Origin of the sequence: Pseudonocardia sp. ICBG1034, assembly GCF_020131375.1 — a bacterium.
Lineage (GTDB): Bacteria > Actinomycetota > Actinomycetes > Mycobacteriales > Pseudonocardiaceae > Pseudonocardia > Pseudonocardia alni.
This window is the reverse complement of the sequence record NZ_JAHLEK010000015.1, coordinates 157,621-180,864: the sequence shown is the minus strand read 5'-3', so window position 1 is coordinate 180,864 and position 23,244 is coordinate 157,621. Positions and strand designations below refer to the sequence as shown.

General features: G+C 74.2%; 21 protein-coding genes. 7 read left to right on the top strand and 14 right to left on the bottom strand.

Annotation, left to right across the window (positions count from 1 at the left end; genetic code table 11):
- Window positions 1-6 precede the first annotated feature (6 nt).
- A complete protein-coding gene (locus tag KPF22_RS02385) occupies window positions 7-456 on the bottom strand; it encodes a MarR family winged helix-turn-helix transcriptional regulator (RefSeq protein ID WP_224401081.1) in 450 nt (149 codons plus the stop codon).
- Window positions 457-604: 148 nt separating this feature from the next.
- Here KPF22_RS02385 and KPF22_RS02380 point away from each other — a divergent pair, with 148 nt between their 5' ends.
- Complete coding sequence (locus KPF22_RS02380) at window positions 605-1,396, top strand: SDR family NAD(P)-dependent oxidoreductase (RefSeq protein WP_224401080.1); 792 nt, start codon at window positions 605-607, stop codon at window positions 1,394-1,396.
- A gap of 10 nt (window positions 1,397-1,406) precedes the next feature.
- On the opposite strand, the gene KPF22_RS02375 is transcribed toward KPF22_RS02380, so the two are convergent.
- Complete coding sequence (locus KPF22_RS02375) at window positions 1,407-4,001, bottom strand: helix-turn-helix transcriptional regulator (RefSeq protein ID WP_224401079.1); 2,595 nt, start codon at window positions 3,999-4,001, stop codon at window positions 1,407-1,409.
- A 106-nt stretch (window positions 4,002-4,107) separates the two neighbouring features.
- Here KPF22_RS02375 and KPF22_RS02370 point away from each other — a divergent pair, with 106 nt between their 5' ends.
- Window positions 4,108-4,761, top strand: coding sequence for a 2-C-methyl-D-erythritol 4-phosphate cytidylyltransferase (locus KPF22_RS02370; RefSeq protein ID WP_224401078.1), 654 nt, complete (start codon window positions 4,108-4,110; stop codon window positions 4,759-4,761).
- Here KPF22_RS02370 and KPF22_RS02365 read toward each other — a convergent pair.
- Complete coding sequence (locus tag KPF22_RS02365) at window positions 4,733-5,920, bottom strand: class I SAM-dependent methyltransferase (protein WP_224401077.1); 1,188 nt, start codon at window positions 5,918-5,920, stop codon at window positions 4,733-4,735. The two genes, KPF22_RS02370 and KPF22_RS02365, sit on opposite strands and share 29 nt — an antisense overlap.
- 62 nt (window positions 5,921-5,982) lie before the next feature.
- Window positions 5,983-7,209, bottom strand: coding sequence for an N-acetylmuramoyl-L-alanine amidase (locus KPF22_RS02360; protein WP_224401076.1), 1,227 nt, complete (start codon window positions 7,207-7,209; stop codon window positions 5,983-5,985).
- Between the two features lie 207 nt (window positions 7,210-7,416).
- Here KPF22_RS02360 and KPF22_RS02355 point away from each other — a divergent pair, with 207 nt between their 5' ends.
- Window positions 7,417-9,243 carry an acyl-CoA dehydrogenase gene (locus tag KPF22_RS02355; protein WP_224401075.1) on the top strand — a complete coding sequence of 609 codons (1,827 nt, stop codon included), beginning with the start codon at window positions 7,417-7,419 and terminating at the stop codon, window positions 9,241-9,243.
- A gap of 66 nt (window positions 9,244-9,309) precedes the next feature.
- On the opposite strand, the gene KPF22_RS02350 is transcribed toward KPF22_RS02355, so the two are convergent.
- The 4 genes from KPF22_RS02350 to KPF22_RS02335 form a co-directional block, all read right to left on the bottom strand.
- Window positions 9,310-9,735, bottom strand: a complete 426-nt coding sequence (locus KPF22_RS02350) for a CBS domain-containing protein (protein WP_224401074.1) — start codon at window positions 9,733-9,735, stop codon at window positions 9,310-9,312.
- A gap of 95 nt (window positions 9,736-9,830) precedes the next feature.
- Window positions 9,831-12,287, bottom strand: coding sequence for a VanW family protein (locus KPF22_RS02345; RefSeq protein ID WP_224401073.1), 2,457 nt, complete (start codon window positions 12,285-12,287; stop codon window positions 9,831-9,833).
- A gap of 125 nt (window positions 12,288-12,412) precedes the next feature.
- Window positions 12,413-12,733, bottom strand: a complete 321-nt coding sequence (locus KPF22_RS02340) for a co-chaperone GroES (RefSeq protein WP_043276256.1) — start codon at window positions 12,731-12,733, stop codon at window positions 12,413-12,415.
- Window positions 12,734-12,929: 196 nt separating this feature from the next.
- On the bottom strand, window positions 12,930-14,120 hold the full coding sequence (locus KPF22_RS02335) for an ATP-binding protein (RefSeq protein WP_224401072.1): 1,191 nt from the start codon (window positions 14,118-14,120) through the stop codon (window positions 12,930-12,932).
- A gap of 308 nt (window positions 14,121-14,428) precedes the next feature.
- Here KPF22_RS02335 and KPF22_RS31790 point away from each other — a divergent pair, with 308 nt between their 5' ends.
- Window positions 14,429-14,563, top strand: coding sequence for a hypothetical protein (locus KPF22_RS31790; RefSeq protein WP_255497807.1), 135 nt, complete (start codon window positions 14,429-14,431; stop codon window positions 14,561-14,563).
- A gap of 171 nt (window positions 14,564-14,734) precedes the next feature.
- Here KPF22_RS31790 and KPF22_RS02330 read toward each other — a convergent pair whose 3' ends face one another.
- From KPF22_RS02330 to KPF22_RS32920, 5 genes are all read right to left on the bottom strand, one after another.
- The gene (locus tag KPF22_RS02330; RefSeq protein WP_224401071.1) at window positions 14,735-15,265 is read right to left on the bottom strand and encodes an FxsA family protein; all 531 of its coding nucleotides are present in this window, start codon (window positions 15,263-15,265) and stop codon (window positions 14,735-14,737) included.
- A 70-nt stretch (window positions 15,266-15,335) separates the two neighbouring features.
- A complete protein-coding gene (locus tag KPF22_RS02325) occupies window positions 15,336-17,063 on the bottom strand; it encodes a dihydrolipoamide acetyltransferase family protein (RefSeq protein ID WP_224401070.1) in 1,728 nt (575 codons plus the stop codon).
- A gap of 10 nt (window positions 17,064-17,073) precedes the next feature.
- Window positions 17,074-18,039 carry an alpha-ketoacid dehydrogenase subunit beta gene (locus KPF22_RS02320; RefSeq protein WP_224402361.1) on the bottom strand — a complete coding sequence of 322 codons (966 nt, stop codon included), beginning with the start codon at window positions 18,037-18,039 and terminating at the stop codon, window positions 17,074-17,076.
- A 15-nt stretch (window positions 18,040-18,054) separates the two neighbouring features.
- Window positions 18,055-19,242 carry a pyruvate dehydrogenase (acetyl-transferring) E1 component subunit alpha gene (pdhA, locus tag KPF22_RS02315; protein WP_224401069.1) on the bottom strand — a complete coding sequence of 396 codons (1,188 nt, stop codon included), beginning with the start codon at window positions 19,240-19,242 and terminating at the stop codon, window positions 18,055-18,057.
- Window positions 19,243-19,469: 227 nt separating this feature from the next.
- Window positions 19,470-19,835 (bottom strand): antitoxin, encoded by a 366-nt coding sequence (locus KPF22_RS32920; RefSeq protein ID WP_073576094.1) that lies wholly within the window; start codon window positions 19,833-19,835, stop codon window positions 19,470-19,472.
- 209 nt (window positions 19,836-20,044) lie between these two features.
- Between KPF22_RS32920 and KPF22_RS02305 the strand changes: the two genes are divergently transcribed.
- Genes KPF22_RS02305 through KPF22_RS02295 form a run of 3 tightly spaced genes read left to right on the top strand, consistent with a single transcriptional unit; the run spans window position 20,045 to window position 22,651 of the window.
- Window positions 20,045-20,980 (top strand): ABC transporter substrate-binding protein, encoded by a 936-nt coding sequence (locus tag KPF22_RS02305; RefSeq protein WP_224401068.1) that lies wholly within the window; start codon window positions 20,045-20,047, stop codon window positions 20,978-20,980.
- Window positions 20,973-21,893 carry an amino acid ABC transporter permease gene (locus KPF22_RS02300; RefSeq protein WP_224401067.1) on the top strand — a complete coding sequence of 307 codons (921 nt, stop codon included), beginning with the start codon at window positions 20,973-20,975 and terminating at the stop codon, window positions 21,891-21,893. The genes KPF22_RS02305 and KPF22_RS02300 overlap by 8 nt, the downstream gene beginning before the upstream one ends.
- Window positions 21,890-22,651 carry an amino acid ABC transporter ATP-binding protein gene (locus tag KPF22_RS02295; RefSeq protein WP_307799466.1) on the top strand — a complete coding sequence of 254 codons (762 nt, stop codon included), beginning with the start codon at window positions 21,890-21,892 and terminating at the stop codon, window positions 22,649-22,651. Before KPF22_RS02300 ends, KPF22_RS02295 begins: the two co-directional genes overlap by 4 nt.
- Here the strand turns inward: KPF22_RS02295 and KPF22_RS02290 are convergent.
- Window positions 22,648-23,229 carry a peroxidase-related enzyme gene (locus KPF22_RS02290; protein ID WP_073576096.1) on the bottom strand — a complete coding sequence of 194 codons (582 nt, stop codon included), beginning with the start codon at window positions 23,227-23,229 and terminating at the stop codon, window positions 22,648-22,650. The two genes, KPF22_RS02295 and KPF22_RS02290, sit on opposite strands and share 4 nt — an antisense overlap.
- Between the last annotated feature and the right edge of the window lie 15 nt (window positions 23,230-23,244).

Sequence of the window (23,244 nt, the reverse complement as noted above, 5' to 3'; positions counted from 1 at the left end):
GAGGGATCAGGGCGTCGCGTCGAGGGCGTGCAGCGCCGCGACCAGCAGGGCCAGCTCGGGGCGCGTCGCCGCATCGGCCAGCGCCTGCTCCAACGCCCGGTCGTGGCCCGGACGGGCGCTCTCCAGGAGCCGGCGCCCCTGCTCGGTGAGCTCGGTGTAGATCCCGCGGCGGTCGGTGGGGCACAGGTACCGCTGCAGCAGCCCCCGGTCCTCCAGCCTGCCGACCAGCCGGGTCGTCGCCGACTGGCTGAGGACGACCACCGACGAGAGCTGGGCCATCCGCAGGTGGAAGCCGTCCTGGCGGGCCAGCGCGTCGAGCACGGTGTACTCCACCACCGACAGCCCGTAGGAGCGCTGCAACGCCCGCCCCAGGTCGTCCTCCAGCCGGGCGTGCAGGGCGGCCAGGGTGCGCCACCCCCGCGCCCGCGTCTCGACCGCGTCGTCGTCGAGCGACATGGTGTGCCTCCCCTTCGGCCCGGGTCACGGTGCTACGTTGTCGGCGTCGGCAATAACCAGCGTGTGCAACTACCGGCGTGCGCCGACTGTTGCACGTGCCGACACCACGATACGAGACGGCCACCCCGACTCCTGGAAAGAGACAGCCATGCACCTCGACCTCACCGGCCGGACCGCCCTCGTCACCGGCTCCACCCAGGGCATCGGACTCGCCATCGCCGTCGACCTCGCCCGCACGGGCGCCCGGGTCGCGGTCAACGGCCGGACCGCGAAACGGGTCGACGCGGCCGTCGCCCGGGTGCGCGACGAGTCCGGCGGAGAGGTCGTCGGCGTGGCGGCCGACGTCACCACCGACGACGGCACCGCGACCCTGGCGACGGAGCTGCCCGAGGTCGACGTCCTGGTCAACAACCTGGGCGTCTTCGGTGCCCAGGAAGCCCTCACCATCACCGACGACGACTGGCGCCGCTACTTCGAGGTCAACGTCCTCACCGCGGCCCGCCTCATCCGGACCTACCTGCCCGGCATGCGCGACCGCGGCTGGGGCCGCATCCAGAACATCGCCAGCGACTCCGCGGTCGTCATCCCGGCCGAGATGATCCACTACGGCGTGTCCAAGACGGCGCTGCTCGCGCTGTCCCGCGGGTTCGCCAAGGAGGCGGCCAGCAGCGGGGTCACCGTCAACTCGGTGATCGCCGGGCCGACGCACACCGCGGGCGTCGAGGACTTCGTGTACCAGCTGGTGGACCCGGCCCTGCCCTGGGACGAGGCGCAGCGCGAGTTCATGCGCGCCCACCGGCCCCAGTCGCTGATCCAGCGGCTGATCGAGCCCGAGGAGATCGCCCACATGGTGACCTACCTGGCGTCGCCGCTGGCCTCGGCCACGACCGGGGCCGCGGTCCGCGTGGACGGCGGCTACGTCGACTCGATCCTGCCCTGACCGGGCGGGGTCAGCCGCGGTCGCCCAGGATCCGGCGGAGCTCGTCGAGCAGCTCGCTGCGGCCGCCCACGCCGAGACGCTGACGCATCCGGGCCACGTGGTGCTCGACGGTCTTCGCCGAGATGAACAGCGCCTCACCGATCTCGCGCTGGGTGCGCCCCTGCACGACGAGCTCGGCGACCTCCAGCTCGCGCTCGGACAGCAGACCCGACCCGGACGGTTCCGGGGCGGCCTCGACGGGCGCCGGGGTCGCGACGGCGGGTCCCTCCGCGACCGGGCCGGGCTCCTCCGCCGGCGGCGGGACGGTCCCCTGGCGCAGGTCCGTCCCCGCCGCCTGCAGCGCCCGCGCGCAGGCCAGCAGGGCCGACACCGCACGCCGGTCCCCGGTGCGCAGTGCCGCCTGCCCGGCGAGGCGGCCGCCGTCGAAGGACAGGCCGACGGCGTGCAGCCCGCGGGCGGCGGCCTCGACCTCGGCCGCGTCGACCCGGTCCTCCAGCACGCCCACCCAGTGCGGGGCCGCCGTCGCCATGGCGTGGGCGAAGCGGCTGCCGCAGGCGGCGCTCTGCAGCTCGTCGGAGCGGGCGCGGGCGGTCTCGACGTCGTCGGTGAGCACCGCGGCCTGCAGCCGCGCCCAGTGCAGCGGGGCGGCCCACAGCGCGGGGCGGCCGAGCCGGTCGAGCAGCGCGTCGGCCTCGGCGAGGTGCGGGGCCACCCAGCTCTCCTCCCGCAGCCGCGACGCCGCGGTCACCAGCTCCCCGAGCGGCTGCAGCACGTAGAGGTCGACCGGGTGGCGGACGATCGCCTGCCGGGCCCGGGTCCAGGACCGCATCAGCGCACCGAGGTCGGACTGGCGACGGGCGATCGCGACCTGCAGCGCGGCGGCGAGGAACTCGTCACGCGGCTCGAGAGGGTCGTCGCCCGCGTCGACGGCGGCGAGCCGCTCCGACGCCGGCCCGGTCGCGCCGCGCAGCAGCGCGATCCAGCCGAGCAGCAGCCGGTGCCGGGCCCGGGCGGGTGCCCCGCCGAGCCCGGTCCGCAGGGCGCGGTCCAGCACGGACGCGGCGACGTCGAACTCCCCGGTGTGCACCGCCACCAGCGCGGCCAGCGCGGCCGGGGTGTCGGGCAGCAGGGCGGCGCCGTGCGCGGTCTCCAGCAGACCGGCGGCGCGGGCCAGGCCGGACAGCGCGGCGGTCGGGGAGCCCTCGACCGAGTCGAGCATGCCGCGGGCGGTGAGGGCGTCGGCGCCGTCGACGAGGGTGGGCGCGCGTCCGGCGACGAACCCGGAGCCGTCGACCCCGACGACGGCGCGGGCCTCCTCCAGCGCCCCGGTCCCGATCAGCACGGGCACGGCCGCCGCGGGCGGGCGCTCCCCGGACACCGCCGCGGTCCACCGGTACAGCTCGGCGCTGCGTGCCAGCAGGCCCCGCCGGGCGAGGACGGCGGCCGCGACCGACCCGGCGCGGACGGCGTCCTCGGCCTCGACGGCGTCGGTCGCGGACAGCACCGAGTCCGCGTGCCCGAGCGCGCCGTCGAGGTCCCCCGCGACCAGGTGGGCCTGCGCGCGGTGCGCGGCGACGGTCAGCGGGGGCGCCCCCGCGGCGACGGCCTCGGCGTAGAACCGGGCCGCGTCCGGGCTCTCCGCGCGGGCCGCCTCGGCCGCGGCGGCCCGGAACACCGCGGCCGCGCGCTCCCCGGTGGCCCCGGACCCGCGCAGGGTGCGGGCGACGGCGAGCACGCTCCCGCCACGGTCGAGCTCGATCTCGGCGAGGTGGCGGCGCAGCTCGGCCCGCCGGGCCGGCGCGACCCGGGTGCGGATCGCCTCGGCGACCAGCGGCACGACCCGCCCGTCGGGGGTGCAGAGCCCGGCGGCGACGGCCCGGCCGGACAGCTCGTCGAGCTCGGCGATCTCGGCGCCGACGCCGATGCCGGCCGCGTCGGAGATCCCGAGCAGCGGGACGAGCACCTCGCCGTCGACGGGGGCGCCGAGCGCGAGCGCGGTGACCAGCTCGACCACCCGCGGGTCCTCGGCGTCGACGGCGTAGCCGATCTGCTCGGCGAGCTGCGGCGGCACCGGACCGCCGACCCGTCCGTGGGCGAGCAGCCGGTCGACCAGCACTGGAGCCCCGGCGGTGCGCTCGGCGACGACCCGGACGGCCTCGTCGGAGATCCGGACCCCGGCGACGCGGGCGGCCCGGGCGGCGATCCCGGCGGCGTCGAGCGCGCCCAGGACCAGCGGCGGCGCGGCGGCGGCCAGCGTCGCGCCGAGCCGGGCCAGCGCGCGGCTGCGCGGCCACGGACGGAACGCGACGACCAGCCGGGCGCCCGGACGGCCCGCACGCCCGCGCAGGTCGGCGAGCTCGTCGTCGCCGAGCTCGTGGGCGTCGTCGACGACCGTGACGTCCTGCCCGGCGCCGGCCTCGGTCCACACCCGGACCAGCTCGCGCAGCACGGTCGACTTGCCCGCACCGGCGGGGCCGGTGACGGCCACCAGGCGCGGTGCGTCCGGGTCCTCGGCGACGGCCCGGACCAGCGCGACCGCGGCGGGGGCCCCGGCGAGCGGGCCGGTCGACGCGGCGGGCGTGGGGGACGTCGTCGGTGCCGCCATCCTCGTCCGCCCCTCCCGCCGCCCGATCGGGTCGCCCGATCGGGGACGGCCGAGGCTATCGGGTGCGGTGTCCGGTTCCTCCGCCGGACCCGGCAGGATCACCGGAGTGCGTGACCACGTGTGGGCGATCGTGCTGGCGGGCGGCCGGGGGCTCCGTTACGGCCGGCTGAAGCAGCTCGACGAGCTGGCCGGGTCCCGGCTGGTCGACCACACCGTCGCCGCCGCCCGGCGCACCTGTGACCGGGTCGCGCTGGTGCTGCCGTCCGGGGTGGACTGGGACGGCGAGCCGGTCGACGCGCTCGCCGTCGGCGGGGACCACCAGTCGGAGTCCCTGCGGGCCGGGCTGGCCGTCGTGCCCGTCGAGGCGGGGGTCCTGGTTCTCGCCGACCCGGCGCACCCGCTCGCCGCCGACCGGATCTTCACCGAGGTGGTCGAGGCCGTGCGGGCGGGCGCCGACGGGGCGGTGCCGGTCGTCCCGCTGCTGGAGGTGGTGCAGCGGGTGCGCGACGGCGTCGTCGTCGACACCCTCCCCAAGCAGGACGCGGTGGTCACGCAGTCGCCGCAGGCGTTCCGCGCGGACGTGCTGCGTGCCGCGCACGCCGACGCGCCCCGGCCGGTGGAGAACTCCGGGATGCTCGCCGCGCTCGGCCACCGCGTGGTGACGGTGCCGGGGGACCCGGCGAACCTGCACGTCGCAAGCCCGGAGGACCTGGCCGTCGTGCGACGCCTGGCTACACCGCCAGCAGCTCGGTCGAGGTGAGCCCCAGCTCGTCGAGCGTGGCACGCACCTCGCCGGTGTAGACCGGGTTCATCAGCAGTACCGACCGCGGGGGCGAGTCCAGCAGGTCCTTCGGGGCGCGGATCGGCAGCCCGAGCCCGCCCATGAACCGCCCCTGCAGGCCGGGGTTGATGTCGACGACCGCGCCGACCGCGCCGGTCCCCTCCGCCCCGCCCTCGACGACGTTGAGGAAGGTCAGCCCCTTCGCCCCGCCACCCCAGACGACCACCTCGTCGCCGGTCGCGGCCCGGTCGCCGAGCCACTCCCGCCACCGTCCGACCTGGTCCGACACCCGGGTCGCGAAGTCCCGGCAGGCGCCGCGCAGCGCCTCGCGCAGGTGCGGCTCCAGCTCGGGCGCGCCCGGCGTCCCCTCCGGCCCCGCCTCGGCCACGACGTACTGGTCGGCGTAGGTCAGCCGCACCTGCGGGTCGGAGAAGCCGACCCCGGTCAGGAACGTCCGCATCGTCGCCGGGGTGAAGTAGGAGCAGTGCTCGTACTGCAGATCCCAGAAGGCACCCTCGTCGAGGATCCGGCCCAGGTCGGGCACCTCGGCGAGCAGCGCCCGGCCGCCGCCGCGACGCAGCCCGGCGTACAGCTCCGCGCCGAAGACGGCGAGGTCGGGGATGTGCTCCAGGGTGTGCCGGCAGACCAGTGCGGCGGTGTCCGGCTCGACCTGGTCACGGGCGAACTCCGCGGGGACGGCGGTGAGCCGGTCCGCCAGCTCCGGGCGGACCCGCTGCGGCACGAAGTGCGGGTCGATCCCGGTCACCCGGCCGACGCCGGCGCCGAGCAGCTCGGCGGCGAAGTCACCGGATCCGCACCCCACCTCGACGACGTGCCGCCCGGCCAGCCCGAACCGCGCCACCCAGTCCGCGGTGACCTCCGCGGCGTAGGCGGCGAAGCGGGGTGAGTGGTGCTGGGACTCCTCGTGGTCGCCGGTGTAGTCGAGCAACCCCGGGTCGAAGTCGCGGTTGAACACCAGCCCGCAGCGCTCGCACAGCACGAGCACCTGGTCACCGGTGGCCACGGAACGCGCCGAGACCGGGTCGGGAAGCACCGCGGTGCCGTGCACCGGCAGCCCGGTCGCGGAGAAGAACGGGTCGCTCGCGGGCGCGTCGCACGCGGGGCAGCGGTTCAGCACCGGGCGAGACTAGCGGCAGGCCGTCACCCGTCCGTGCGCGCGCTCCGCCCGGGGCCGGGCCCTCAGCGGTTCAACACGCCCTGCGGGTCCTGCGCGTCCGGGACGGCGCTGCCGGAGGTCCCGAGCAGCTTCTGCCACTGCGGGTGGTCGACGACGTCGGGCACGCTCTCCACCCGTCGTGCCGCCGCGAGCACCTCGACGGCACGGGCGGCGTCGTCCTCGGTGCCCGCGCGCACCGTGCGGGCCAGCTCCGGCCAGGTCTCCCCGCCGAGCAGGCCGTTGACGTCGTCGGCGCGGTGCGCGCGCTGGAACTCACTCACCGCGGCCGCGGTGCGGTCGTCGAACCGGCCGTCGGGCTTCCCGGTCAGCGACCCGGCGTCGCGCAGCAGGTACTGGGCCGCCTCGACCATCGGGCCGCGATCGCCGGTGCGCAGCAGCGGCCAGCTCGCCTTGGTCGACTGGGTGCGCGAGAGCCGCCTGCCCAGCAGCCCCGCCACCTCGCGGCGCAGCCGGGGCAGCGCGGCGTAGAGACGGTCACCCGGGCAGAGGGTGTTGCGGTAGTCGCGGTGGCCGTAGAGCTCGGTCGGGGCGATGCCGTAGCGCAGGCAGATGTAGGCGCAGGTGACGCGCAGCGAGTTCCACAGCGCCGGGGTCGGGTCGACCCCCATGTAGGTGCCCTCGTTCTCGATGCCGATCGCGATGACGTTCTGGCCGGGCGAGTGCGCCCCCTCGACGACGCGGCGGCCCCCGTTCAGCTCGCCGAGGCTCCAGAGCCTGCCCTCCATCACGTGCCCGCCGCGCGAGATGGTGAAGTGCTGCCCCGAGTCGAGCCAGCCGTTGCGGTCCATGTGGTGGTTCTGGATCGCCCTGGCCATCCGGTGCGCGGCGCCGACGCTGTAGTCGTTCGTGTTCGCCCCGGCCGTGTGGTGAACCAGGATCCGGATCGGGCGCCGGTCCCAGATCTTCGGCGGGAACTTCGGCTTGCGCGCGCCCCACTCGAGGCAGCGCGCGATGTAGGGGACCGGCACGCCCTCGGCGAGCGGACCGGCACCGGCCGGGCCGGGCATGCCGTCCGGCCCCGGGACGGCCGACGGGCCGGGCACCGGACCCGTGGCGGGCGGAGCGGGGTCGGTGGTCGGCGGTGGCCCGGCGAACGCCCGGCCGGGCAGGACCAGGCCCGCGCCGGCGACCGCACCCCCGACCAGCAGCCCGCGGCGGCTCCAGCTCTGTCCCGGCTCGCCCATCGCTGCTGCCCCCTTCGGCGGCGCCGCCGGCACCGCCTCCGTCACACACGCCACATACGTCCCGTGCGACTCCGCATTCTCTCGGTTCACGCGAAAAGGACGGCGCGGGCGCGCCGGTCGAGCGCGTCACACGGGTGGGCGGTCCCTGACGACGCAGCTGCACCTTGCTCTTGTTACCGGTCAGTAATACTCTGGAGTCAGTTACCGGCCGGTAAGTCGATCGGCCCTGGCACGAACGGCGGTGAAGGACGGATGGGCCACTACAAGAGCAACGTGCGCGACCTCGAGTTCAACCTCTTCGAGGTGTTCGAGGTACAGGACCACCTCGGGACGGGACCCTTCGAGGACGTCGACGTCGACACCGCCAAGGGCGTGCTGTCGGAGCTGTCGACCGTCTGCACCGGCCCGCTCGCCGAGCACTACGCCACGATCGACCGCAACCCGCCGGTCTTCCACCCCGAGGACCACACGGTCACCACCCCGCAGGAGCTCAAGGACGCCTACAAGGTCCTCTGGGACGGCGAGTGGTGGCGCCTCGGCCTGCCGAACGAGCTGGGCGGCATGGGCATCCCGCCGTCCGTGCAGTGGGCCGCCGCCGAGCTGATGTGCGGCTCCAACCCGGCCATCTTCATGTACATGGCCGGCCCGAACTTCGCCTCGATCCTCTACAAGAACGGCAACGAGGAGCAGAAGCGCTGGGCCCAGCTGATGATCGACCGCGGCTGGGGCGCCACCATGGTGCTGACCGAGCCGGACGCGGGCTCCGACGTCGGCGCCGGCCGCACCAAGGCGATCCAGCAGGACGACGGCACCTGGCACATCGAGGGCGTGAAGCGCTTCATCACCTCGGCCGAGCAGGACTTCACCGAGAACATCATGCACCTGGTGCTGGCCCGCCCCGAGGGCGGAAAGCCGGGCACCAAGGGCCTGTCGCTGTTCCTGGTGCCGAAGTTCCACTTCGACACCGAGACCGGCGAGCCGGGCGAGCGCAACGGCGCCTTCGTGACCAACGTCGAGCACAAGATGGGCCTCAAGGCCTCCACGACCTGCGAGCTGACCTTCGGTGCCCACGGCACCCCGGCCGTCGGCTGGCTGCTGGGCGACGTGCACGACGGCATCGCCCAGATGTTCCAGGTCATCGAGTACGCCCGGATGATGGTCGGCACCAAGGCCATCGGCACCCTGTCGACCGGCTACCTCAACGCGCTCGAGTTCGCCAAGGAGCGCGTCCAGGGCGCGGACCTGACGACGATGACCGACAAGACCGCGCCGCGGGTCACGATCACCCACCACCCGGACGTCCGTCGCAGCCTGATGCTGCAGAAGGCCTACGCCGAGGGCATGCGGGCCGTCTACATCTACACCGCGACGTTCCAGGACACGGTGCGCCTCGGTGGCGAGGACGCCGCGCTCGCGGAGAAGGTCAACGACCTGCTCCTGCCGATCGTCAAGGGCGTCGGCTCCGAGCGCGCCACCGAGCAGCTCGTGCAGTCGCTGCAGACCCTGGGCGGGTCGGGCTTCCTGCAGGACTACCCGATCGAGCAGTACATCCGGGACGCCAAGATCGACTCCCTCTACGAGGGCACCACCGCGATCCAGTCCCAGGACTTCCTGTTCCGCAAGATCGTCCGGGACAACGGCCAGGCGCTCGCGCACGTCGCGGGCGAGGTCCAGGCGTTCATCGACTCCGACGCGGGCAACGGCCGGCTCAAGGAGGAGCGCGAGCTCCTGCGTACCGCGCTGACCGACGTGCAGGGGATGCTCGGCACGCTGACCGGCTACCTCTACGGCTCCACCAAGGACGTCACCGAGCTGTACAAGGTCGGCCAGCACACCGTGCGGCTGCTGATGGCGGTCGGCGACCTGCTCGTCGGCTGGCTGCTGCTGCGCCAGGCCACCGTCGCGCTCGCCGCGCTGGGCACCGACGGCGTCTCCGCGAAGGACCGGGCCTTCTACGAGGGCAAGGTCGGCGTCGCGACCTTCTTCGCGAAGTCCGTGCTGCCCCGCCTGACCTCGGACAAGGCGATCATCGCGAACGCCGACAACGAGCTCATGGAGCTCGACGAGGCCTCGTTCTGATCCGGCCCCGATGACGAAGGGCCCCGGGCGCGGACTCCCCGCCCGGGGCCCTTCCTCGTCGTGCCCCTACTGCGCGATGTAGCTCTCCAGCTGCTCGCGCTCCTGCTCCAGCATGTCCATCCGGGCCTTGACCAGGTCGCCGATGGACACGATCCCGGCCAGCGCCCCGTCGACGATCACCGGCAGGTGCCGCACCCGGCGGTCGGTCATGATCCGGGCGAGGTCGCCGACGCCGTCGTCGGGCGAGCAGGTGACCACCTCGGTGGTCATCACCTCGGCCACCCGCGCGTCGAGCAGCGCGGCACCGTGGCTGTGCAGCCGACGCACCACGTCCCGCTCGGAGACGATGCCGACCAGACGGTCCCCGTCGACGACGGGCAGTGCGCCGAGGTTCCGCTCGGCGATCGCGCGCAGCACCTCGCCCATCGAGTCCTCCGGCGCCACGGTGCTGACCGCGCTGCCCTTGTTCCTCAGAACGTCCGCGATGCGCATGGGGTACCCCGATCCCTCGCTGTCCGACGACTGGAGGGATCAGGGTACGAATGTGACCTGGGTCTCGTCATCCCCTGACGGGGACGATCACCGGATCAGCCGCCGCACTGCACGATCGGCTGAGGGTTGTACTTGACCGTCCGCGTCTTGCTGGTCGTCTCCCCGGTCTGCACATTGCGCATGGTCCGGGTGTCGGTCGCGGTGAAGCCGGGCGAGCCCTTGCTGGCGCTGCACGGCTGACCGGCCGGGATGTTGACGACCTGCGGCTGGGTCGGGTTCGTCCGCGGCCCGGTCGCCGAGGTGACCTCGTACATCTTCTGCCCGATGAACGAGACGGTGACGTTGCTGGGCGTCCACGCCGTGCGGATCAGCACCGGGGTCGGGCCGTCGTTGCGGAACTTGACGTCGATGAGGTCGTTGAAGACCGTCGCCTCGCGGGCCACCGGGTAACGACTGATGTAGTAGCTGTGCTCCTTGTGCTCGACGTCGGTCATACCGGCGAAGTACGACGCGTTGTACAGCGTCGTCGCGAGCTGGGAGACACCACCACCGACGCCGCGCGCCGGGTGGCCGTCCTCGATGATGCCGGCCTCGACGTAGCCGTTGGCGGCGTTGCGGGGGTTGCTGACGCCGTTGAGGCTGAACGTCTCGCCGGGCTGCACGATCTGGCCGTTGATGGCCTCGGCCGCGCGCTTGATGTTCTGCCCCGAGTCGGCGGCGAACCCGCCGGTGGTGAACGTCGAGATCTCGGTGGCGTTGCCCAGCGACTCCAGGTCGGCCGTGGTGATCTCGGCCGGCTTGTTCGCGTAGACCGCCGCGACGGTGCGCTCGCCCTGGCCGGTGAGGATCGGCAGCACGTTCGCGAAGGTGGCGTCGTAGTCGACGCCGCGCCCGTCCTGCGACGGGACGACCCGCGGCGGGGTCGCGGCGAAGTCGAGCTGGGCGTCGACGCCGGGCTTCTCGGTGCTCGCCAGCTGCGGCTGCGCGATGTCCTCGAGGGTCTTGTTCGCGATCACCGGCTTCAGCTTCACGGGCCCCTCCGGGTCCGCGGTGAAGCTGAGCGCGGTCGTGATGTCCTCCGGGGTGATGGTCGCGTTCGCGCCCTCACCGGTGATCGTCAGCGGGCCGGCGACGGCGGGCTTGGCGACCTCGTCGATCGCCTTCTGCACGTCGGCCGGGGTCGTGACGGCCTGCTCGACGATCAGCGGGAGCTGCACCGGCTCGCCGGAGGCCCACTGCTCCTCGACGACGCCGACGGCCGCGTCGACGTCGAGCTGCTGGCCGGGCTCCGGCGCGACCGGGGTCGGGGTGACGCCCTGCCACTGGACCGAGCCCTCCTTGGGCTCCTTCATGACCAGCGGGGCCATCTGCTCCAGCGCGGTGCGCACGGCGCGGTCGTCGGCGGAGTTGACCACCCCGACCTCACGGGTGGTGAAGAACGAGGAGATCCGGGTGATCGGGTTCAGCGGCTGCTCGCCCGCCTCGTCGAGGGTGCGCGCGTAGTCGACCTGCAGGCCCGCTGCCTTCGGGTCGATCTCGGAGCGGACCTCACCGGCCTGGACCGGCACCGGCGCGGAGGAGCGGGGCTCGATCGCGGCCTGCAGCGTCTCCGTGGCCTGGGCGCGCGACATGCCGCCGATCTGCTGACCGGCGACGACGACGCCACGCGGCACGCTGCCGGAGCTCAGCGCGAGGTCGCCGACGTAGCCGAGGACGAGCACGCCGAGCGCGGCGGCCGCGACGATCAGGCCGACCGGGCGCTTGCGCTGCGGGCCGTCACCGCCCTCGCCGTCGCCGTGCCCGTCGCCACCACCGGGGCCGCCGGGACCACCGGGGCCTCCCGGCCCACCCGGACCGGTCGCGCCCGCGGGGCCGGTCGCGCCGGCACCGACGACCGCGGTGCCCGCGCCCGGGCCGCCGGTGTGGATGCGGGCGGTCTGCTCCGCGGCGTCGCCCGCGGGCGGCATCGCGGCCGCGGCCGGGGTGACCCGGGGCAGGACCTGGGTGCGCTGCTCGCTGAGCGGAGCGACGCGGACGGTGTCCTGGTCCTGCCCCTCGGGGGTGGGGGGGACCGGGCGGGTCGCGTCCGGCGCACCGGCCGCCCGGGGGCCGGGCTGCGGCGCGGCGGAGCCCGCGGGGGCCGGGGCGCCGCCGGACGGCTGCGGGGCGACCGGGCCGGACTCCGGGCGCTGCGGCGCGGGGGCCTGCTGGTGCGGAGCGGGCGACGGGGCGGCCGGGCCGTCCGCGGTGGTCGCCTGCCCGACGACGGTGCGGGCCGCGGGGGACTCCGGCGGCGCCTGCTCAGCGGCCTCGGCCGGGTCGGCGGGACCGGACACGTCGGCGGCCGGGACCTCGGTGGCGCCCTGCGGCGCGGGGGCGCCCTGCGGCGCCTGCGGCGAGGCGGGGGCAGCGGGACCTGGCGCGGGACGGCGGGCGGGCATCACGGGGCGACCGGCACCGGCGGCGTCACCGCTCTGCGGGTCTCCCGGCTCCGGCGCGGACGTCACCGGCCGCTCGTCCGCGTCGTCGGACGAGGGAGGGCGCTCGGGCATGACGTGGGACTTCCTTTCCGCACTGCCATCGACTCTGTCATCGCGACCGGCGTCGTCGACTGCGTCGACACCGCTGTCGAACCGGGTGGGCCGCGGGTCCGTGCGGACCGGCGCGACCCGGGGGGTCAGAGGTAGAGACCGGTCCCGTGCTGGGTGGCCTCGGAGGCCACCGCGTGCAGGTCCCGCTCGCGCATGACCAGGTGCCCGACGCCGGCGATCTCGACTTCGTACTGGTCCTCCGGGGCGAGCAGGACGCGGTCGCCGGCCTTCACCGTGCGCACGTGCTGTCCCACCCCGACCACCTCTCCCCAGACCAGACGCTTGGCGACCTGTGCGGTTGCCGGGATCACGATTCCGGCCGAGCTCCGTCGCTCGCCGGAACCCTCGACCCTCTTGATCATGACCCGGTCATGGAGCATCTGGATCTCGAGTTTGGGCTCGGCCACCGGGCCGATGCTACGGGTGACCCCTGACGCCCCCGGCGGCGCCCGGCACAAGCGAGAGCATGCCCCGAACGTGGAACGCCCCGCGGCGCTACCGAGTCGGGGGTCGGGTGGCGCCGCGGGGCTCAGCAGGGGTTTCGCACCGATACGACGATCTGTTACACCGCAAACAGTTTTCACTCGTCCGGAGCAGCGGGGCTCAGGTGTTGGCGAGCAGGTACCGCCCGAAGTGCGGCACGGTGAAGGCGATCTGGCCGCGCTGGGCGGAGAACACCAGACCCTTCTTGAGCAGGCTGTCGCGCGCCGGGGACAGCGACGACGCGCGCCGGTCCAGGTGCTTGGCCACCAGCGACGTCTCGACGGGGTGGTCCTCCCCGTCGGTCAGCTCGGCCATCGCCCGCAGGTACTCGCGCTCCGCGGGCGTCGCCCGCTCGAAGCGCGAGCCGAAGAAGCCGACCGCGAGCTCGGCCTCGGCCTCGGGGGCGGCCATCTCGACGTCCTTCACGCCGATCGGGCTGGTCGGTGCGGCGTCCCAGGCGGCCTTGCCGTAGGCCTGCACGAAGTAGGGGTAGCCGCCCGAGCGGACGTAGAGGTCGTCGAGGGCCTCCTGGTCGAAGGTCGCCTCCTCGCGCTCGGCCGGGGCGATCAGCGCGAAGTCGGCGTCGGAGCGGTCCAGCCGGTCGATCCGCGAGTACTTGAACAGCCGCTCCGAGTAGGACTTCGACGCCGACAGCACCGCGGGCAGGTGCGGCAGCCCCGCCCCGACGACGACGAGCGGCACCCGGGCCTGGGACAGCTCGTGGCAGGCGGCGCAGAGCGCGGAGACGTCCTCGGGCCGCAGGTCCTGCATCTCGTCGATCAGCAGCGCGATGCCGGAGCCGACGTCCTGGGCCAGCTCCGCGACCTCGGTGAACAGCTCGACGAGGTCGATCTCGATGTCCCCGGAGTCCGCGCGCCCGTTCTTCACCGGGACGTCGATGCCGGGCTGCCAGCGCTCCCGCAGCTTCGTGCCCTCGGGCGACGACCGCAGCGCGAACGCCTTGAGCACGCCCAGTACCTCGTCGATGCGCTCGGGGGCCCGGTGCCGGACGGCGAGGTCGCGGATCGCGCGGTGCAGCGCCGCGGACAGCGGACGGCGCAGGTCGGCGTCCGGGCGGGCCTCGATCTTCCCGGCGCCCCAGCCGGCGTGCATCGCCATCGAGCGCAGCTCGCCGAGCAGCACCGTCTTGCCGACGCCGCGCAGCCCGGTGAGCACCAGGCTCCGCTCCGGGCGACCGCGGGCGACCCGCTCCAGGACGATCTCGAAGGCGTCCACCTCTCGGTCCCGGCCGGCCAGCTCCGGCGGGCGCTGCCCGGCGCCGGGGGCGAACGGGTTGCGCACCGGGTCCATGCGAGGACGGTATCCGTCGCTCTTCGGAATTCCGTAGACGACGACGGCGTGTCGCGGCCCCGCCACCCGGGCGGCCCAGCGACGACCTCGGTCACACAGCGTGGTCACGATGCCCGTCCGGGCCGGCTCCGGCATCGCCCGTGCGGTCCGCCGCGAACGCACCGTGCGAGCGGGGCCGATGAATGCCGACGTTGTCCTCACGATCCGGTGGCCCGCGCCCGGCGACCTTCCGCGACCGCGGTTGACCAGCAACACTCTGAGGCGTGCACCACCCTGTCGCACGTGACTACGCCCGGGAGGAGAGCGCTGTGGGCCGACACCGCGGACGGCACCGCGCCGACCGGATGCATCACTCGACGCTGCGGATGAAGCCGATCACGCTGCGTCGCCGACGGCTGGAGAGCCTGCGCAGCCTGCTCGCAGGAGCGCGCCCCGGCTGGTGAGAAGGACGGCGGGGGCGACCCCCGAACGCCCCCGCCGTCCACCACCCCGACCCGGACCTGCCGCGCCCGGCCGTCGCACCCCCGGTGCCGCCGTCACACCCTCCGCACGGGGTGCGGAGACCGCGTGCGGGGTGCGCCGGGCGACCACGCGTCGCGAGTCCCCGTGACGGGTCAGGTGCGGCCGGGACCGTCCACGACCTCGCCGTCGACGACCGGTCCGGTGCCCGCGGCGGGGCCGGTGATGCGCGGGTACGCGCGCGCCGAGCGCGGCTCGGTGACGGTCTCCCCCTCGACCACGGTCGCGCCGTAGCGGATCCGCGCGGTGCGCAGACTCGGTGCGGCCCGCTCGGCGGCGTTCACCATGCGACGCCGGACCAGGGCCCGCGTCGGGGGGAACACCAGGGCGAGACCGAGCACGTCGGTGATCAGGCCCGGCAGGAAGATGAGGATGCCACCGGCGGCGACGAGCAGCCCGTCGGTCGCCTCCTCGTGCGCCAGCTTCCCGCGCTGCACAGCGGTGGCGAGCGCGCGGGCGGCGCGGACGCCCTCCCGGCGGGCGAGCAGGAGCCCGATCACGGACCCGGCGAGCAGGACCAGCAGGGTCCAGCCCAGTCCGATCCACGCGATCAGCCCGGCGAGCGCGACGATCTCGAGCACGACGTAGAGCAGCACGAACGGCATGCCCGTACAACGCACGGGCATGCCGTTCTGCTCCCGGATCGCCCGAATTCCCCGGATCGGTCCCCCGGGATCCTCGGATGATCTCCCCAGGTCACCAGGTGAAGGCGACCCCGGGGTCGTGCAGCAGCGCGCCGACGTCGGCGAGGAACCGCGAGCCCTCGGCCCCGTCGACGAGGCGGTGGTCGAACGAGAGCGCCAGCCGGCACACGGTGCGCACGGCCAGCTCGCCGTCGACGACCCAGGGGGCGGGCTTGATCGACCCCACCGCGAGGATCGCGGCCTCGCCGGGGTTGATGATCGGCGTCCCGGTGTCGACGCCGAGCACGCCGACGTTGGTGATCGTGAACGTGCCCCCGACCAGGTCGGCCGGGGCGGTCCGGCCCGCACGGGCGGTGTCGGTGAGCGTCGTGAGCGCGTCGGCCATGCCGCGCAGGGTGAGCGTGTCCGCGTCGCGGATCTTGGGGACGACGAGCCCACGCGGCGTCGCGGCGGCGATGCCGAGCTGGACGCGGGCGTAGTAGACGATCTCGCCGGCGCGCTCGTCCCAGCCGGCGTTGACCGCCGGGGTCCGCGCGGCGGCGAGGCAGGCCGCCTTCGCGACGAACGCCAGCGGGGTCAGCTTGACCCCGGCGAACTCGCGCGAGGCCCGCAGCCGGTCGCGCAGGGCCATCATCTCGGTGACGTCGACGTCGAGGAACTCGGTGACGTGCGGCGCGGTGAACGCGCTCGCGACCATCGCCGCGGCGGTGGCCTTCCGGACGCCGCGGATGGGCTCACGCCGGTCCTCGGTGGGCCGGGCGATGGTCGTGCCCGGCCCGGCGGCGGTGCCCGGCCCGGCGGCGGTGCCCGGCCCGGCGGCGAGTCCCGGGTCGCCGGGGCCCGAGCCGTCCGGCGCGGCACCGGAGGTCGCGGCGCCGGCGAGATACCCGGCAGCGGCGCCCCCCGCGGCGGGACCACCGGCAGCGGCACCTGCCGCGGCGAGGCCCCCGGCGACCGGCGACCCGGCGGACGTGCCGGCAGCGCCCGCTCCGGCGCCCCGGTCGTCGCCCGCAGCGCCGTTCCCGGCACCCGTGAGCCCGGCCCCCGACGCGGCGGCGTGCACGTCCTCCCGGGTGACCCGGCCGTCCCGCCCGGTCCCCGTCACCGCCCGCAGGTCGACGCCGAGCTCCCGTGCGAGCAGCCGGACCGGCGGCGGAGCGAGCGGGACCCGGGCGGCACGCGGTCCGACCGCGTCGCCCCCGGCCCGGCCGTCGGAGCCCCCGGCCCGTCCGTCGGAGCCCCCGGCTCCCGGGTCGGCTCCGGTGGACGTCCCGGGAGCGGCCTGCTCGGGCGACCCGAGCGACTGCTGGGGCGACGGGACGGGGGCCGCGCCCGGCCCCGGGGCGTCCGGGACCCCGGCGGCGACGGGGGCCCCCGCGGCGACGGACCCGGCCGGCGCAGCGGAGGCGGTGGGCTCGCGCCGGGGCCGTCGCCGGGCGGAGCCCTGCCGCGGCCCGTACCCGACGAGCGTCGCGATCCGTCCGTCCCTGCCCGCCTCACCGATCTTCGCACCGGTGTCGGCGCCGGCGTCGGGCGCGGACCCACCGGTCTCGATCGCGATGATCGGCGTCCCCACCGCGACGGTCGCGCCCGGCTCGGCCAGCAGTTCCCCGACCGTCCCGGCCCACGGCGAGGGAAGCTCCACGGCCGCCTTCGCCGTCTCGATCTCCACGATCACGTCGTTCACCGCGACCGTGTCCCCGGGCGCCACCCGCCAGGCGACGATCTCGGCCTCGGTCAGGCCCTCGCCGACGTCGGGCAGTTTGAAGTGCTCACGCATGTGCTCCTCCTCACCAGGCCAGGGAACGGTCGACGGCATCGAGCACCCGGTCCAGGTCCGGCAGGTACTCGTCCTCCAGCCGCGACGGCGGGTAGGGCGTGTCGAAACCGGTCACGCGGAGCACCGGTGCCTCCAGCGAGAAGAAGCACTCCTGCTGGATCCGGGCGGCGACCTCGGAGGTCACCGACGACTCCGCGGGCGCCTCGGACACCACGACCAGCCGTCCGGTGCGGCGCACCGAGTCCGCGACCGGCCCGAGGTCGAGCGGGGACAGCGACCGCAGGTCGACCACCTCGAGCTCGCGGCCCTCCTCGGCGGCCGCGGCGGCCGCGTCGAGGCAGGTCCTCACCATCGGCCCGTAGGTGGCGACGGTCAGCGTCGAGCCCGGCCGCACCACCCGCGACGCGTGCAGCGGGTACGCCGACGCCAGGTCGGCGCCGTCGAGCCCGCCCTTCTCCCAGTACCGGCGCTTCGGCTCGAAGAAGATCACCGGGTCGTCCGAGAGGATGGCCTGCTGGATCATCCAGTGCGCGTCCGACGGGGTCGAGCACGTGACCACTTTCAGGCCCGCGACGTGTGCGAACAGCGACTCGGGCGACTCGGAGTGGTGCTCGACGGCACCGATCCCGCCGCCGTAGGGGATCCGGACGACGACCGGCACCGGCACCCGGCCCTGGGTCCGGTACCGCAGCTTCGCCAGCTGGGACACGATCTGGTCGTAGCCGGGGAAGACGAACCCGTCGAACTGGATCTCGCAGACCGGCCGGAAGCCGCGCACCGCGAGCCCGATCGCGGCGCCGATGATCCCGGACTCCGACAGCGGGGTGTCGAGCACGCGCTGCTCGCCGAAGTCCTTCTGCAGCCCGTCGGTGATGCGGAAGACGCCGCCGAGCCGGCCGACGTCCTCACCCATGACCAGCACCTTGGGGTCGCGCTCCATCGCGGCACGCAGGCCGTCGTTGAGCGCCTTCGCCATCGTGGTCGGCACGGCTCAGTCCTCCTGGTCCGCGAACGACGCGTGGTAGGCCAGGAACTCCTCGCGCTGGCGCTCCACCGTCGGCGACGCCTCGGCGTAGACCTGGGAGAACATCCGCTCCGGACCGGGCTGGGCCATCGCCCGGCAGAACGCCCGCATCCGCTCGCCGAGCTCGTCGGCCTCGGCCTCGACGGCGTCGAAGAAGTCGGCGCCGACGCCGTGCCGGCGGGTCAGGTGCACCCGGACCCGCTCGATCGGGTCCTTGAGCTTCCACAGCTCGACCTCGTCGGCGAGCCGGTAGCGGGTCGCGTCGTCGGAGGTGGTGTGGGAGTCCATCCGGTAGGTGAACGCCTCGATCAGCACCGGGCCGTTGCCGGTGCGGCACTCGTCGAGCGCCCAGCGGGTGACGGCGAGGCAGGCGAGGACGTCGTTGCCGTCCACCCGGACGCCGGGGAAGCCGTAGCCGCGGGCGCGCTGGTAGAGCGGCACCCGGGTCTGACGCTCGGCCGGCACCGAGATCGCCCACTGGTTGTTCTGGCAGAAGAAGACCAGCGGCGCGTCGTAAGCGGCGGCCCAGACGAAGCCCTCGTGGACGTCGCCCTGGCTGGTGGCGCCGTCGCCGAAGTAGCAGATGGTGGCCTCTCCGGTGTCCCGGTCGCCGACCTTCGACTCGAAGCGCTGGCCCATCGCGTAGCCGGCGGCGTTGAGGCACTGGTTGCCGATGACGATCGTGTACGGGTGGAACCGGGTCGCGACCGGGTCCCAGGTGCCGTGGTCGGTGCCGCGGAAGATGCCGAGCAGCTCGGTCGGGTCGACCCCGCGGCACCAGGCGACGCCGTGCTCGCGGTAGCTGGGGAAGCACATGTCCTCGGGTGCGAGCGCGCGGCCGGAGCCGACCTGCGCGGCCTCCTGGCCGAGCAGCGGCACCCAGAGGCCGAGCTCGCCCTGGCGCTGCAGGGAGTTGCCCTCGCGGTCGGCCCGCCGGACCAGGACGAGGTCGCGGTAGAGCGACTGCAGGTCCCCGGCGGTGATGTCGGCGGCGTAGCGGTCGAAGCGCTCGTCGGGCACCCGCTCGCCCTCGGGGGTGAGCAGCTGGACGAGCTCCGGCCCGCCCTCGTCGACGCCCTTCAGCCCGGCGACGACCTGGTCGTGGCTGGGCCGGGATCGCGGATCGGTCGGTATCCACGCCTGGGGTACGTCCACGGCAGACCTCCTCGGTCGCACCGGGCGGGATCACGCCCGGGAGCGTCGGCTCCGGGCCCGTGCGGGTGGTGCGGGCCCCGGGACGCGCAGGGGCGTCACCGCCGATCCTGGCACGTCACCGGCCCCGAGGAGAACCGGTGCCGCGCAGGTCGACGGGTGGACGACGGATCGTCGGACGTCCACAGACGACGGTCCCGGCACCCGGCCGGGACCGTCGCGGGAGCGGGTCAGGCGCCGTGCGGGCGCTCCGGGTCCGGCGGCGGGAACGCCGGGGGCTGCTGCGGGGTGCGCTGCGTCGGCGCGTCCGCACCGCCCGCCGGGTACGGCGGGTTCCCGGCGGCCGGGCGGCCCGGGGCGGGCGGGGTGGTGCCCGGCGCGCCGTAGCCGTAGCCGGGCTGCGGGATGCCCGCCGCGTCCTTCGCCTTGCGCGCGGCCCCGGCGATCTGGTTCGTGTACTTGCCCTTGGTCTGCTTGTCGACGAACTGGGCGGCGGAGTCGAGGGCCTTGCCCGCCTTGTCCGGGTTGGACCGGGCGTAGCGGCGGGCGGCCTCGACCGCTCCTGCCAGAACGGTGAGTCTGCGGAACAGCGACATCGTGGAGGACCTCCGTGACGGTGCGGCACCGCGTCGATCCCGCGGCGCTCGGTCGTCGCACCAACAGTAGGCGAACGGGCACGGACCGGCGCGGCGTTCCACCGGCGTACGACGAGCACGTAACGGATCGACCGTGCGGGCGGCGGTGACCCGTCGGCAAGTGGCAGGATCCCCGCCGTTCGACCCCGCCTCACCTGGAAGGCAACCGCATGACGACTGCGAGGACCCGCAGTGTCCGTTCCCTGACCGGGATCGCGCTGTCCGCACTGACCGCACTGGTCCTGACCGGCTGTGGTGCCGGCGGCGACGGCAGCGGGGGAGGTGGCTCCGCCGAGGCCACCGGCACCGATGCGCCGATCCCGGCCGTCGCCGAGGACGACCGGCTCGCGGCGATGGTGCCTGCCGAGGTGCGGCAGGACGGCACGTGGGTCGTCGGCACCGACCCGACCTACCCGCCGAACGAGTTCACCGCGCCCGACGGCACCACGATCATCGGGATGGAGGTCGACCTCGGCAACGCCATCGCCCAGAAGCTGGGTCTGACCGCGAAGTTCGAGCAGAGCCAGTTCTCCGGGATCATCCCGGGCATCACCGGCGGCCGCTACGAGGCCGGCATCTCGTCGTTCACCATCAACGACGAGCGCACCACGGTGCTCGACATGGTCGGCTACTTCTCCGCGGGCACCAGCCTCGCCACCCGCAAGGGCAACCCGGACGGGATCGACCCGAACGACCTCTGCGGCAAGGCCGTCGGCGTCCAGCAGGGCACAGTGCAGGTCGAGGACGTGCAGGCCCGCACCACGAAGTGCACCGACGAGGGCAGACCGGCCATCCAGGTCACCGAGCTGCAGGCCCAGACCGACGTGACGCTCGCGCTGAACTCGAACCGGATCGTCGCGATGCTCGCCGACTCCCCGGTCGCGGCCTACGCGCAGACCACCACGAACGGCGCCGTCGAGGTCGTCGGGCAGCCCTATGACACCGCCCCGTACGGCGTCGCGCTGAAGAAGAACGACGGCCAGTACGCCCAGGCCGTGCAGGGCGCCGTCCAGTCGCTGATCGACGACGGCACCTACACGAAGATCCTCGACAAGTGGAACGTCGCCAACGGCGCCATCGCCACGTCCTCGATCAACGGTGGCTGAGCCGGCGACCACCGGCGCCCGCCCCGAGCCCCGCGACGCGGTCGCCGTCCGGCACCCCGGACGGTGGGTCGCGATCGCGGTGCTCGCGGTCCTGGGCGCGATGCTGGTCAACACCCTGCTGACCAACGAGAACTTCGGGTGGCCGATCGTCGCCCAGTACCTGTTCTCCGCGCCGGTGCTGAACGGCTTGGCGAACACCCTCGTGCTCACCGTGCTGTCGATGCTGATCGGCATCGTCGGCGGCGTCGGGCTGGCCGTCATGCGGCTGTCGCCGAACCCGGTGCTGTCCGGGGTGGCCGGGGTGTACCTGTGGCTGTTCCGCGGCACCCCGCTGATCGCACAGCTGCTGTTCTGGAGCTTCCTGTCGGCGCTCTACCCGAACCTGTCGCTGGGCATCCCGTTCGGCCCGGAGTTCGTCGTGTTCGACACGAACTCGCTGATCACACCGTTCCTGGCGTGCCTGCTGGGCCTCGGGCTGAACGAGGCCGCCTACATGGCCGAGATCGTGCGCGGCGGCATCCAGTCGGTCGACCAGGGCCAGAGCGAGGCCGCCGGGGCGCTCGGCATGACCCGCGCCCAGACGCTGCGCCGGGTGGTGCTCCCGCAGGCGATGCGGGTGATCATCCCGCCGACCGGCAACGAGACCATCGGCATGCTGAAGACGACGTCGCTGGTCGTCGTGATCGGCTACACCGAGCTGCTCACCTCGGTGCAGCGGATCTACTCGACGAACTTCCAGACCATCCCGCTGCTGATCGTGGCCGCGGCCTGGTACCTGCTGCTGACCTCGCTGCTCACCGCAGGCCAGCGGGTCGTCGAACGCCGCTACGGCCGCGGAGTCGCCGGTGCCGTCACCGAGGCGACCCCGCTGGTGCGGCTGTTCTCGTTCCGGACGGGAGGGAAGACCTCGTGACCCCGATGGTCCGCGCCGAGACGGTCGGCAAGAGCTTCGGCGACGTCGAGGTGCTCCGCGGCGTCGATCTCGTCGTCGAGCCCGGGCAGGTCTGCTGCGTGATCGGGCCGTCCGGCTCGGGCAAGTCCACGCTGCTGCGCTGCATCAACCACCTCGAGACGATCGACACCGGGCGGCTGTGGGTGGGCGGCGAGCTCATGGGGCTGCGCGAGGAGAACGGGAGGTTGTACCGGCTGCGCGACTCCGCGCTCGGCAGGCAGCGCCGCGAGATCGGCATGGTGTTCCAGCGCTTCAACCTGTTCCCGCACCGCACCGCGGCGGAGAACGTGATGGAGGCGCCGGTCGTCGTCCGCCGGGAGTCCCGCGCGACCGCACGGAAGCGGGCCGTGGAGCTGCTCGGCCGGGTCGGGCTCGCCGACCGGGCCGACGCCTACCCGGCGCAGCTGTCCGGCGGACAGCAGCAGCGCGTGGCGATCGCCAGGGCGCTGGCCATGCAGCCGAAGCTGATGCTGTTCGACGAGCCGACCTCGGCGCTCGACCCGGAGCTGGTCGGCGAGGTGCTCGACGTGATGCGCGAGCTGGCCCGCGAGGGCATGACGATGATCGTCGTGACCCACGAGATGGGTTTCGCCCGCGAGGTCGGCGACGCGCTGGTGTTCATGGACGACGGCCGGATCGTCGAGTCGGGCGACCCGCGCGCGGTGCTCTCCGACCCGCAGGAGGAACGCACCCGGGCGTTCCTGTCGAAGGTGCTCTAACCGCGGGGGATGCGCCCCATCAGGAAGAACTCCGGGTTGGGGCGCAGCGCGGTCAGGTGCGCGAGCCGGTTCGACATCGCGAACAGTGCGGTGATCGCGCCGACGTCCCAGATCTCGTCCTCGGACAGCCCCGCGGCGCGGGCGTCGTCGAGGTCGGCCTCGGTGAGAGCCTCGGAGTTCCGGGCGACCAGGAGCGCCAGGTCGACGATCGCGCGCTCGCGCTCCGACAGCTCGACGGCGTAGGGGTTGGTCGCGACGCGGTCGGCGATCTCCGGGTCCTTGTAGCGGACCCGGAGGATCGCGCCGTGCGCGACGACGCAGTAGGTGCAGTTGTTCGCCCCCGAGGTGGCGACGACGACCAGCTCGCGCTCGGCCTTGGACAGTCCGTCGTCGGAGTCCATCAGCGCGTCGTGGTAGTCCAGGAACGCCCGCAGCTCCCGCGGGCGCCGCCCCAGTGCGCGGAACACGTTCGGGACGAACCCCGACCGCTCCGCGATCGCGCCGATCCGCTCCGCCAGGTCCGGCGGGAGCCCGTCGGGATCGACGTGCCCGAACCTGCTCACCTCGTGCTGTGCCATGACGCGGACGCTAGC

What these genes read in the sequence shown, in the direction of transcription:
- KPF22_RS02350 (WP_224401074.1), bottom strand. Translation starts at nt 9,735, where the DNA reads ATGCGCATCGCGGACGTTCTGAGGAACAAGGGCAGCGCGGTCAGCACC.
- KPF22_RS02375 (WP_224401079.1), bottom strand. Translation starts at nt 4,001, where the DNA reads ATGGCGGCACCGACGACGTCCCCCACGCCCGCCGCGTCGACCGGCCCG.
- KPF22_RS02305 (WP_224401068.1), top strand. Translation starts at nt 20,045, where the DNA reads ATGACGACTGCGAGGACCCGCAGTGTCCGTTCCCTGACCGGGATCGCG.
- KPF22_RS02345 (WP_224401073.1), bottom strand. Translation starts at nt 12,287, where the DNA reads ATGCCCGAGCGCCCTCCCTCGTCCGACGACGCGGACGAGCGGCCGGTG.
- KPF22_RS02335 (WP_224401072.1), bottom strand. Translation starts at nt 14,120, where the DNA reads ATGGACCCGGTGCGCAACCCGTTCGCCCCCGGCGCCGGGCAGCGCCCG.
- KPF22_RS02385 (WP_224401081.1), bottom strand. Translation starts at nt 456, where the DNA reads ATGTCGCTCGACGACGACGCGGTCGAGACGCGGGCGCGGGGGTGGCGC.
- KPF22_RS02380 (WP_224401080.1), top strand. Translation starts at nt 605, where the DNA reads ATGCACCTCGACCTCACCGGCCGGACCGCCCTCGTCACCGGCTCCACC.
- KPF22_RS02320 (WP_224402361.1), bottom strand. Translation starts at nt 18,039, where the DNA reads ATGGCGAAGGCGCTCAACGACGGCCTGCGTGCCGCGATGGAGCGCGAC.
- KPF22_RS02330 (WP_224401071.1), bottom strand. Translation starts at nt 15,265, where the DNA reads ATGCCCGTGCGTTGTACGGGCATGCCGTTCGTGCTGCTCTACGTCGTG.
- KPF22_RS02355 (WP_224401075.1), top strand. Translation starts at nt 7,417, where the DNA reads ATGGGCCACTACAAGAGCAACGTGCGCGACCTCGAGTTCAACCTCTTC.
- KPF22_RS02325 (WP_224401070.1), bottom strand. Translation starts at nt 17,063, where the DNA reads ATGCGTGAGCACTTCAAACTGCCCGACGTCGGCGAGGGCCTGACCGAG.
- KPF22_RS02290 (WP_073576096.1), bottom strand. Translation starts at nt 23,229, where the DNA reads ATGGCACAGCACGAGGTGAGCAGGTTCGGGCACGTCGATCCCGACGGG.
- KPF22_RS32920 (WP_073576094.1), bottom strand. Translation starts at nt 19,835, where the DNA reads ATGTCGCTGTTCCGCAGACTCACCGTTCTGGCAGGAGCGGTCGAGGCC.